This is a genomic window from Citrobacter sp., from assembly GCF_050252275.1.
GTDB classification, from domain to species: domain Bacteria; phylum Pseudomonadota; class Gammaproteobacteria; order Enterobacterales; family Enterobacteriaceae; genus Citrobacter_A; species Citrobacter_A amalonaticus.
The window spans coordinates 1-12,112 of sequence record NZ_JBFWLF010000127.1; the positions used below are offsets into that span (position 1 = coordinate 1).

The following is a 12,112-nucleotide window of genomic DNA, read 5'->3' on the forward strand; positions in this document are numbered from 1 at the left end:
AGTAACGGAATTGCCAGAGCTTACTACCACTGGACTTGATTAATAAAGTAAGTCCGTCACCATCATACAACTGGTAATCGGCATCTTTAGGTTTGGCGGCTTTGATTTCCGTATCGGTTAACGGCTTGGTTTTTCTTGCCATGAGGGGTCTCCATGCGTTTAGGCCCAACGAAAACAATAGAGCATTTCGTTGGGCCTATCAATGGGCCTAAAAGGTTCGGATTTAATTAGTTGGCATCAGACTTCGCGGGACAAATTGCAGACACAAAAAAGCCCGCAGGGCTTGCGCCGTGCGGGCTTTTAGGACTTCATCGGATGACTCTGGTAATCACCGATGGAGAATTTTGGTGGAGCTGGCGGGAGTTGAACCCGCGTCCGAAATTCCTACATCCTCGGTACTACATGCTTAGTCAGTCTTTACATTCGCCTGGCACCTGCGGATTGACACGCCACTACCAGACTAGCCTGATTAGTTTTAACGCTTCAACCCCAGGCAGGGCATCCACGCGATCTCTTTTGGGTTTGACCTCTCTTTGATCCCCGTCTTAAGAGCGGAAGCTAGGGAGAGAGGGCTCAGAGCAGGTTATTAAGCTGCTAAAGCGTAGTTTTCGTCGTTTGCGACTATTTTTTGCGGCTTTTTACGAGGCCAACCGCCCCTCGGCATGCACCTTGGGTTTCGCAAATCCCGTCGAATCCAGAATCAGCCCCAATGTGTTAAGACAAGTATAACAGACTTGTGACAGCCCTTGCCACCCCCAATCATCAGGCATTTACCGCTCGCGCAGCGCTTCTTTGGCTCGGTTGAACGGTTTGATTAAATAGTCGACGATGCTTTTTTCACCTGTTTTTATATCCACTGTCGCGATCATGCCCGGTACGATGGAAAAACGGCGTCCCAGCTTGTTTTGCAGATAGTCCTGATGGGTACGAATGAAAACGCGGTAGTAGAAGATTTCCGGCTTCACTTTGTCCTGAATGGTATCCGGCGAAATGGTTTCGACAACGCCTTCCAGTCCGCCGTAAATGGCGTAATCGTAGGCGGTGATTTTCACCAGCGCGCGCTGGCCGGGGTGGATAAAAGCGATGTCGCGCGGCGACAGACGCGTTTCAATCAGCAGATGATCGTCAACCGGTACGATCTCCATCATCTCGCCGTTTGGCGGGATCACGCCGCCGATGGTCGTGACCTGAATGTTCTTCACAATGCCGCGAACCGGTGAGCGAACGGTCAGGCGGGTCACCGAATCTTCGCGTCCCTTAATGATCGCGGAGAGCATTGCCACTTCGGCGTTGGCTTTAGACAGCGCCTCGCGCGCCTGGACGTAATATTGCGAGCGCAGATCGGTGAGTTTAAGGCCAATATCGCTTTTTTGCCGTTGCAAACGCAGTACCTCGACGTGGCTGGCGGCGCCGCTTTTTGCCAGCCGCTCGGTGATCGCCAGCTCTTTATTCACCAGCGTCAGCGCCTCTTTGAGCTCAGACTGCGCGTCGGCGAGTTGTGCGCGGCGAGTGGTATAAAGTCGCGTTTCCGAGGCGACCAGATCTGGCCAGGCGTTCAGTTCGTCAGAGAAGACCAGCGGCTTGTCGCTAACCTCAGCCGTCAGGCGCTGACTGGAGGCCAGCGAGGCGCGATAGCGGGCGGCGCTTTCGCCAACGTTAGACTCCGAGCGCGTCGGGTCCAGTCGCGCCAGTACCTGTCCCGCCTGGACCTGATCGCCTTCATGCACCATCAGTTCGGCGAGGATCCCCCCGTCGAGCGACTGCAATACCTGCTCGCGCGAACTGGGGATCACCTTGCCGGTGCCCGTCGAGACCTCATCAAGAATGCCGAACCACGCCCACACCGCGAGGATCAGACACAAGATCCCGGTGAGCCAGATGATGCGACTGGCACCTGAGAATTCTCGCTCGCGGCTGTCGTCGAGCGCGTCGTGGGTCGCGTCAGGCTGACTGGTTTTCATTTTTCCACTCCCGTGTGTTGGCCTGCGCGGCCATTCGACTTTGTCCCAGCGCCTGCGCTTTCGGCGCGTCCATCACCAGTTGCCCCTCTTTAAGCACCACCACCCGTTCGACCAGCTCCAGTACCGGTACGCGATGGGTGGCGACGATCAGAGTGCGGTTGCCGAGCCACTGTCCCAGTCGTTGAATAAACTCGCGTTCGGAATGCTCATCCAGCGAGGCGGTGGGCTCATCGAGCAGGACGATATTGGGGGCGCGCAGCAGCATGCGGGCGAGCATGATGGACTGTCGCTGACCGCCGGATAACCCGCTGCCGCCTTCCATAATCGGATGATCGAGCCCTTTCGGCAGCCGTTTCACGAAGTTGGCCGCACCGCAAATCTCCAGCACGGTAAATATCTCGTCGTCGCTGGCGTGCGGGGCGCCGAGCGTCAGGTTCTCGCGCAGGGTGCCAAAAAACAGGCGCGCGTTCTGGCTCAGTAGACCGACGTTGCGGCGCAAATCGGCCATATCGATGTGCGGCAGGCTGAGGTTATCGAGACGGGCGTCGCCCTCGACCAGATCCACGCCGCCTGCCAGCGCCTGCAACAGCGTGGATTTGCCCGCGCCGTTGCGCCCGAGCACTGCGATGCGTTCGCCGGCGGCGATCTCCATTCGGTTAATGCGCAGTGGCACCCGCTGGTCTTCACTGTGATAACGAAACTGTGCGTTCTCGAACAGATAATGACCGTGAAAGATCTCCTGATGCACCCGCGTTTCGTCACGCTGGGTCTCAGTGGGAAGTTCCATAATGCTGTCCAGCCCCTTTTTAGCGGCTTTCACCTGCTGTCAGCGTGCCAGCACGCCGCACAGATTACCCATCGGGGCGATCATCCTTGAGCCAAGCATGGAGGCAGCAACCACCGAGCCGGTCGTCAGCGTGCCTTCAATCACCAGCGGAGCGCCAAACATCACCATTGCCGCATAAACCAGCCCCTGGACGGTCACCCCCCAGTTGATTAGCCCTTGCGACAGTTCGCGGGTGCGCAGTCCGGACTCGGCGGTGATGCGGATATAGCTGTTCCACTGTTGCAGAAACCGGTTCTCCGCCTGCATCAGCTTGATGTCCTCCAGCCCCTGAACGCTTTCGACCAGCACGGCGTTACGCAGCGTGGCCTCGTGCGCTGACTGATTCGCCAGCTCCGCGAGCTTTTTTTGCAACAGTAGACCGGGAAGGATCATCAGCAGCGCGGCGACCGGGGCGATCCAGGCGAGCGGCGGGGCGATGATCGCCAGCACCACGATGAACAGAAAAAAGAAGGGCAGATCCACAATGGTGGAGATCGTGGAAGAGGTCACCATCTCGCGGGTCTGTTCCAGCTCGCGTAGCTGCGAAATAAAGCTGCCGGTGGAGCGAGGGATCGCGCTATTACGCAGGCGCAGAGCGTGGCTGAACACGCGATCCGACACCCGCATATCGGCGCGCTTACCCAACCGATCCATCACATGACCACGGGCGAGTCGCAGCAGAAAACCAAACAACATGGCGATCAACACGCCGACGGCGAGGACATACAGCGACGGCCACGATTGCGCGGGGATCACCCGGTCATACACCTGCATCGAGAAGACGATCCCGGAAAGCGACAGGATGTTGATCAGCAATGCTGCCAGCATCACCGGGCCGTAAGGACGTAGATCTTTCAGCACCAGGCTTTTCAGCCAGTCGGGTTTGAAACGCGAGATATAGGTATCCACCCGGCGGTCTTTCACGGCGGAAAGCGGACGTAACGCGATAATGAAACGGACCGTCGGCAGCAGGTCGCGCAGGGCGATCCGGTTGCGCTGGAGTTCGCCGTTGATAAAACAGACGTCAAGCTGGTCTTCGCCGTCGAACTGTTCAACCAGTACCAGTTCACCCTCCTGGAGCTGGATCACCACCGGCAGACGCCAGCGGGTGAGCGACTGTTCGCTGGGAGCCAGCGGCTGAAAAGAGAGTCCGGCCTGGCGGGCCAGTTGGCTGAGCGCCTGCGGCATCGGTTTATCCTGGAACCACGGGGCGCTGGCCTGCAACGCGCCGGGAGAACAGGCAATACGATAATGGGTGGCGATATGGCTCATTGCCCGCGCCCAGTTGGCCAGCGCCGGTGCGGTGATGCGCTCGTCGCCAGGAATGTCGGCGTGAGTCATGGCTGAATCTCCACTGACTGAATGGTGCGGTTTTCCAGACCAAAGGCCTGGCGCATCTGACCGGTGTTGTACAGGCAGTTAAGCTGCAGTTGATGCAACTGACTCTCTGTCTGTAACTGTGCGAAGCGCGCCTGATAGACCTCCTGTTCAGCGTTAAGCACGTCGAGAAGCGGTCGGGAGCCGAGGTCGAGATACTGTTGCTGGTACAGCTCGCGCGTCCGTTCACTCAACGTCTCCTGACGCTTCTGGATCTGCAAGGAGGTCACCAGGTTCATCGCTTCACTGCGATCCGCAAGCAGCTTCTTGCGCACGTCCAGCCGGGTGCGCTGGATGGCTGACTGGGCGGATTCCACCGCGTGGCTGGCGGCGTTGCGCCGGGCGGTTAAGCCGCCGCCCTGATAAATGGGCATCTCCACTTTGACCCACGCCGAATACTGAGTGCGGTCAACTGACTCATGCCCGGCATAATTATCATTGAGGTAGTGGCGAACCTCCGGCTCCAGCGAAACCGTCGGCGTCATCTGCGCGTTGGCGTAGTCGAGATTAGCCTGGGCGACGTTGGCCTGCGCCCAGGCGGCAAGAACGGCGGGTACCAGCTTGTCATCCGGTTTTGCCAGTTCGCAACTGCGGCCCAGCTTTTGCGGGAAGTCGTTGCTGATGGTGTTAAGGTTTTTCCAGCCCAGCCAGGTCATGAGCGTCGCCTGCGAGCTCTCAAGATTGGCCTGATACTGTACGAGTTGGGAGCGGGCGCCCTCAATGCGCGCATCGGTCTGCACCACGTCCGACAGCGAGCTGGCGCCTTCATCGTTGCGCTGATTCGCCAGCCTGCCAATGGCGCTCAGGGCATCCAGTTGCTCCTTTGCCACCGCCACCATCTGCTGCCAGGTCTGCACTTGTACAATAGCGGTCGCCGTTTCATGGCTGACGGTATCAATGCTGAGCAGTACGTTGGCCTGCTCCTGCGCCACGCCGGCGTTTTCTGCCCGCACCTGGCTTGCGACTTTTCCAAAGTCATAGAGCATTTGCGACAGTGACAGTACCAGCGACGGGCTGAATCCGCTGTCGGAATAGCTGTTGGTATAGCCGTTATTCATCCCGGCGTTAACCTGCGGATAGTATTTGGCTTTTGCAACATCGACCTGCTGAATTTGGGCATACAGTTTACCGACCACTTCCGCGATCGATGGATGCCAGGTGACGGCACGATTGACCGCCTGAGAGAGAGTCAGTTCGCCGGGCGCGGCGCTGTCACCGCTCTGCGGCATCGGGCCATCAAGCGCGGGCAGTTCCTGCTGTTCAACCCACTGCTGCGAGGCGATGCGAGGCATTTCTACAGCAGCGATAGCGGGCGCAGCGCACAGATTGCCCGCCAGCCACCAGAAAGTAAGCTGTCGTTTTCCCATTTTCTTCCCTAATTGAGCGTTGTTTTTTGCCCCGGGCGAGCGTGCGCCCGGAGTCGTTGTGTTGTCGTGCTACTGGCCTTTATCAGGTCACAATATGGTTTTGTTCGATAAGCTCCGTCAGCGTGGTTTGTACATTCTCCAGGGTTACCAGTTGCGTGGAGTGGTAAGTGCTGCCCGCCCCGTCACGGTCAATAGAGAGGGTGGTATTGCCGCCGCTGGTGCTGACGCTGAGATAGTTGCCCAGCGAAGCGGTTTGCCCGTTCCAACCCACCAGTAAATCGCCGATGTCAATTTTGTCGCCCTGCGCTAGCGAGAAGTTTCTCCATGTGTCAGTCCCGTTGCCGCCCGTGGCATCGTTGGCGTTGAGCAGGTTGTAGATCAGCGTGTCGCCATATACCGATCCCACCAGCACGTCGCTTTGCGCGGTACTGCTCACCTGCGGGGCGATATCCACCGTCAGCGTGGCGGTATCGGTATGACCGTGGGTGTCATTGAGCGTGTAAGTGAATGTCTCCTTGGTGGTGATGGACGAGAGCGCCACACCGTTGTTGAGCGTGTAGGTGTACGAGCCGTCGGTGCGAATTTGTAGCGAACCGTAGTGGCCCTGAATGGTTGTAGTGGCGCTGGAGTAAGGATCCAGCGTGGCGGTACTGCCGTTGTAACCGGTAATGGTCAGGCGCGTATCGACGGTATTCAACTGGTCCATCGCACCGCCGGAGTCGCTGCCGTCAAAGATATTGCCACTGACGGTGTGCGTGCCGGAGGTTTCGAAGTTATCCAGATCGACCGTCGTCCCGGTGATTTTCGGCGTAATGGTCGCTGCGCCCGCCAGGGTGTTATTGCCGGTGAAGTTCAGCGTGTAGGTGCCGCCATCCAGCTCCAGCCCGCTCAGATTGACGGTCACGGTGGCGCCGCCGAGCGTGATATTGGCGACCGGCACGGTACCGGAGCGAACGACCACGCCGTTTTCCAGTATTGACCAGCTAATGGTCAGATTGCCCAGCGTCACCAGCGTCGAGACATCAAAGACGATGGACGCGCCTTTCAGAATGGTGCCTGCCGCGACGTCAAAGGTTCCGCTGCCGCTACCGGTTCTGCCAAGGACTCCCCAACTGGCACTCCCGACGGTGGAATCCAGATAACTCGTGGTGTCCTGTACGGACGGGGCCAACAGGGTATCGCTGACATCGTTCACGGCATCCAGCGGACGGGCAGTCGGCTGGATATTGAGCGAGGCGGTATCGGTATCCCCGTTTGGCGCTTTCACCGTGTAGATGAAGCTGTCCGGTGTTTTGGTGCCGTCCGCACCTACGCCGCTTTTCAGGGTGTAGGTGTAGTTCCCTTTCGCATCAATGGTTAACGTGCCGTAGGTGCCGACAATAGTCGTCGTGCCGGTAGCGGCAACCGCCACACCGTTTACCTGGGTGACCAGCGTGCCGGCGGGGGCGATATCGTCGCTCAACACATTGCCCTGGGTGCTGGTGGTCAGGCTGTCAACGCTGTAAACATGATCCTCCAGCACGTTCAGGGTATAGCCGGTCAACGCCGTGACGCCAAATGCCGGGTTCAGCAGGAACAGGTATTCGCCGCCCGGCAGATTCAGCGTCAGCTTGTCGGACTGACCACCCAGCAGCGGTGCGTTCAGCCAGTTTTTCTCCACTCGCCACTGCTCAAACTTCTGGGTGACGTCGTTGAAGCGATAGATGTACAGATCGAAGCTGGACGCCACCGCCACGCCGCCAATGGAGGATTGCAGCGTCATGGTGCGCGTAGAACCCTGCTCAACGTCGAAAATAATCGGGTTGCTCAGTTTGTCCAGTACGCCCAGATCCAGCACGTTGCCCAGACTGACGTTCACCACCGTAAAGCCGCCCTGCGAGGACGCCCCGTTGTTGATCGCCTCCACATGCGTGTCATAGGGCAGGGTGGCGACGTTATCGACGGCGGTCACGCTGCTGACCGGAGCGTCATTGCCCAGAGTAATCACCAGCTTCGCCGAGGCGCTGTTGCCGCCGCCGTTGATGGTGTAAGTGAAGCTCTCCGTGCGGCCAATCACTGAGGCCGGACTGTTCGGGTTCAGCGCATAGCTGTAGCTACCGTCCTGATTAATCGTCAGCGTGCCATAGACGCCCTGAATGACGTTACTGCCAGCGTTAAGCGTAAAGACTTGTCCGTTGGCGTTAGTGACTGTGGTGACAAGAGTATCCTGCGGCGCGCTGTCGTTATTCAGCACGTTGCCAGTCTGCGGCGTAGTGGTAGTGATGGTACCGGCACTGGTCTCTTCGACGCTGACGTTCAGTGCGGTATAAGAGCCGGTTGCCAGCAGTGCGGTGTTATAGGTCAGAACCCGATAAGTACCGCCCTCCAGTCCGGACACGTTCACCGTGACGCCGCTGCTGCCGAGCGTCAGTAAATTGGCAAACTGTGCCTGCGCGGTGTCGATGACCGTGGTCCACGAGTTAGTCGCGGCATCATATTTCTGGATCGCCACCTCCTGCGTATTCAGCAACGAGAGCACAACGCCGGTAGCGCTGGCGTCTATCACCAGACTGGCGCTGCCGCCGTCCTGAATGGTGAACTCCACGGCTGCCGTATCGTTACCTAACACGTTCGCCACGTTGCCCAGCGCGCCAACCAGCAGCAAACCATAGTCGCTCAGTTGCTCGGTTGTGACGGTGGCACTGGAGGTTAACTCCAGATTTTCAACGTTATCGTTGGCCGAGATGGGCAGCGTTGGCGCGGTGACCTGCGTCGGGGTCGAGGCGTTGCCGACGGCGTCCGTGGCGCTGACGCTGATGTTCTCGCCGCTGGTCTGTTTGCGATCGAAGGTATAGGTGTAATTGCCGCTGCTGTTGGCGGTCGTGGTCACCGTTAAGCCCGTGCTAAGCGTGATGCTCACCGTACTGCCCGCTTCAGCGGTGCCGCTGATGCTGGCGCCGTCGGCGCTCACGGTGCCCGTTGGCGCGGCCGTGACCGTATCCACCGTGACGGTATAACCTGATGACAGCGTACTGGTGCCGTTGGTGTTAGTGGCTGTGGCGGTGAGGATGTGCGTTCCGTCGGCGATGTTGGCCTGCGGGGTCAGTGACCAGTTACCTTGCGCATCCACGCTGGTGCTGCCAATAGAGACGCCGTCGCTGTACACCGTGATGGTGGAGAACGGCTGACCCGTCCCGTTTAACAACGGTCTGGCGTCATTGGTGGCCTGACCGTTGGCCACCAGGCCGGTGATAGAGTCCACATCGTCCGTCAACGAGGCGATCACCGGGGCACCAGGCAGACCACTGAACGGCGCAATGACGCTGCCGGAGGTCCCGGTATTACCCGCTTTGTCCTGGGCGACTACCTGCAACGTCTCTCCACCGACCTGCGCAGGGGTAATCAGAATGCTAAAGCTGCCAGTGGTGCCGTCCGCAACGCCGGTACCCAGCACCGTGCCATTGCTGCTGGTGATAGTGACCGTGCTGCCGGCCTCTGCCGTACCGGTGACGTGACTGCCGTTGGTGACCACCGCCAGATTGGTCGGCGTGCCGGGCGGCGTGGTATCCACCACGATGGTCGATGTCGCCGACGATGCGCTGACGTTGCCCGCGGCGTCGGTGGCTTTGGCGGTAAAGGTATGCGCACCCTCCGTCAGTGCGTTGGTAGGCGTAAAGCTCCACGCGCCGTTGGCATCCGCCTGAATCGGGGTTGGCGTGAGTAACGTTGCGCCGTCATAGAGTGTGATGAATGCGCCCGGCTCGCTGGTGCCACGCAGCTCTGGCAGGGTGTCATTGGTGCTTTGTCCGCTGCCGACGGGACCGATGATATTGCTGACATCATCAAGAATGGTGGTGATCACCGGCGCGGTTGGCGCCAGCGTATCCACCGTGACGGCGAAACTGGCCGCCGGACCGATGTTGCCCGCGGCGTCAGTCGCGGTCACAGCAAGGGTATGCGCGCCGTTAGTCAGGGCGGTGGTTGGTGTGAAGGTCCAGTTGCCGTCCGTACCGACAACGAGGCTGCCAATGACCGTGCCGTTATCGGTAAAGGTTAGCGTGGTGCCTGGCTCTGCCGTGCCGTTAAGCGTTGGGCGAGTGTCATTGGTGCTCTGATTGGGCGACAGATTGCCAGTTTGCGGCGCGCTGTCATCGACCACAGAAGTGATTACCGGTGCCAGCGGCGCGGCGGTATCTACCGTGACGGTGAAGCTGGCAGAAGGACCGACGTTACCAGCGGCATCCGTTGGGGTGAAGGTTAACGGATGATTCCCCTGGCCCAGATCGCTGGTGGGGGTAAAGGTCCAGCTCCCGTTCGCCTCAACCGTCACGCTGGCGAGGGGAACGCCGTTGTCTGCGATGCTGATTGTGGTCCCCGGTTCACCGGTGCCGGTGAAAACAGGACGCGCATCGTTGGTGGTTTGACCGCTGCTCAGACTGCCGGTGACCGGGCCAACGTCATCCTGCACATTACTGATTATTGGCGCGCCAGGCGAAACGGTATCGACCGTCAGCGTAAAATTCGCTGATGCCGGGCCGGTATTGCCCGCGCTGTCGGTGGCGGTGACCCTCAGCGAGTGGGCCCCCTGGGACAATCCGTCCGGTCGGTAGCTCCAGCTCCCGCCTTCGGTCACGGTGGCGGTGCCAAGCAGAACGTTGCCATCGTAGACGTTAATGGTGCTACCGGGTTCACCGGTTCCGGTCATGATCGGGCGGGTATCATTGGTGCTTTGCCCGCTGGTGAGCGCACCGGTTCCTGGCGTCACGTTATCGGTGACGCTGATGATGGTGGGAGCCGGAGGGGAAACCGTATCGACGACCACAGTAAAGGTAGCGCCAGGGCTGACGTTACCGGCCGCGTCTGTGGCGGTTACGTTGAACGTGTGTGAGCCATTACCCAGTGTGGTTGCGGGCGTAAAGGTCCATGCGCCTGTACCGTTGGCCTGCACGGTGCCTAGCAGCGTGGTGCCGTCAAAAATGCTGACGGTGCTGTTCGCTTCGGCGGTTCCGGTCAGCGTTGGCCGCGTGTCGTTAGTGCTTTGTCCGTTGTTCAGCGAACCACTATTCGGGGCGACATCATCACTGACGGAACTGATGACAGGAGCCGATGGCGCCAGTGTGTCCACGGTCAGAGTGAACGCGGCGGACGGGCCTTCGTTGCCTGCCGCGTCCGTGGCCGTGACGGTCAGATTGTGTGGGCCGCTGCCTAATGGGGTATCCGGTGAGAGCGACCAGCTTCCATCGGTGCCCACCACCACGCTGCCCACGGCGAGTCCGCCGTCATACAGCGTAACAGTGGCGCCCGGCTCCGCCGTTCCCTGGAAGGTTGGCTGAGTATCATTGGTGCTTTGTCCGTTCGCCAGTACGCCGGTTGACGGGGTGGTGTCATCGGTGACGCTTTGAATCACCGGTACCCGTGGCGCGGTGGTATCGATGTTCACCGTGTACGCAGTGGAAGGCGCGCTGACGTTACCCATCGCATCGGTGGCGGTGACGGTAATCACATGGGAACCTGTGGCAAGCGTCGGAGAGGTAAAACTCCAGCTACCGTTGGTGACCTGCGTGGTGCCGATTTTCACGCCATTGTCATAGAGGGTAATCGTACTGCCTTCTTCACCGCTGCCGGTAAAGGCGGGTGTGGTGTCATTGGTGCTGCCACCGTTACTGATGACGCCTGTTTGCGGCTCGCTGTTATCCGTGGCGCTGGTAAGGGTTGGCGCTACTGGCGGCGTAGTATCCACCACCACGACAAATGCTTCCGACGCGACGCTGGTATTCCCTGCCGCATCGGTGGCAGTGATGGTCAGATTGTGGCTGCCTTCCCCCAGACCGGTGGGAGGCGTAAAACTCCACGTGCCGTTGACGACCTGTACCTGACCGATTGGCGTATTGCCATCGTAAATCGTGATGGTTTCGCCGTTGGTGCCGCTGCCGCTCAGGGTTGGACGGGTATCGTTGGTCGTCTGCCCGCTGGTCAGCGTTCCCGTACCCGGGGCGACATCATCTGTTACGCTGCCAATCGACGGTTGTGCCGGTGGAGTGAGATCGACGGTGATGTTGACCACGGCTGACGCTTTGCTGCCATCCACAGTATCGATAACCTCGAAGGTGTGCAGGCCTTCGGCTAACGTGGCGGTGGATGTCCAGTTCCAGTTGCCGTTCTCGTCAACCGGGACGTTTGACGCGACAACGATGCCGTCGACCAGAATATCGACGGTTGAGTTCGGTGTGGAAACGCCGCGCAGCCCCGGTTGCGTATCGTCAGTGGTTTGTCCGCTCTTCAGATCGCCCTGAATGGTGCCGGTGTCATCGATTATCGCGCTGATGATCGGCAACCCGGTGCCGGAGCCGGTAAAGTTTGTGGGATCGCTGGTGTTACCGGCGGCATCCTGCGCCGTAGCGGTCAGCGAATTGACGCCCGTTTGCGCTGGCGTGACCTGAATCTGGAACGTGCCGTCTGTTGCCACGCCCGTACCAATCACATTGCCGTCGGTATCGCGGATCGTCACCGTGCTGCCGGTTTCCGCCGTGCCGCTGACCGTCGCGCCATCGGCTGTGATCGTTACCTCCTCCGGGGACGCCGGTTTAGTCAGATCGACGTTC

4 protein-coding genes, 1 other RNA gene and 1 pseudogene are annotated in these 12,112 nt (G+C 59.5%); all 6 read right to left on the minus strand.

The window, feature by feature from the left end; genetic code table 11:
* On the minus strand, positions 1-142 hold a 142-nt coding region (locus tag AB7E14_RS12410), incomplete at its 3' end, for an integrase arm-type DNA-binding domain-containing protein (protein ID WP_428169562.1).
* Positions 143-345: 203 nt separating this feature from the next.
* Positions 346-708: a transfer-messenger RNA gene (gene ssrA / locus AB7E14_RS12415) on the minus strand.
* A 62-nt stretch (positions 709-770) separates the two neighbouring features.
* Complete coding sequence (locus tag AB7E14_RS12420; RefSeq protein WP_316962797.1) at positions 771-1,961, minus strand: HlyD family efflux transporter periplasmic adaptor subunit; 1,191 nt, start codon at positions 1,959-1,961, stop codon at positions 771-773.
* A pseudogene (locus tag AB7E14_RS12425) lies at positions 1,942-4,128 on the minus strand (type I secretion system permease/ATPase). Before AB7E14_RS12425 ends, AB7E14_RS12420 begins: the two are co-directional and overlap by 20 nt.
* Positions 4,125-5,531 carry a TolC family outer membrane protein gene (locus AB7E14_RS12430; protein WP_316962796.1) on the minus strand — a complete coding sequence of 469 codons (1,407 nt, stop codon included), beginning with the start codon at positions 5,529-5,531 and terminating at the stop codon, positions 4,125-4,127. The pseudogene AB7E14_RS12425 and the gene AB7E14_RS12430 overlap by 4 nt, the downstream one beginning before the upstream one ends.
* 82 nt (positions 5,532-5,613) lie before the next feature.
* Positions 5,614-12,112 (minus strand): BapA/Bap/LapF family large adhesin (locus tag AB7E14_RS12435; protein ID WP_428169561.1); only part of this gene is annotated, 6,499 nt, incomplete at its 5' end.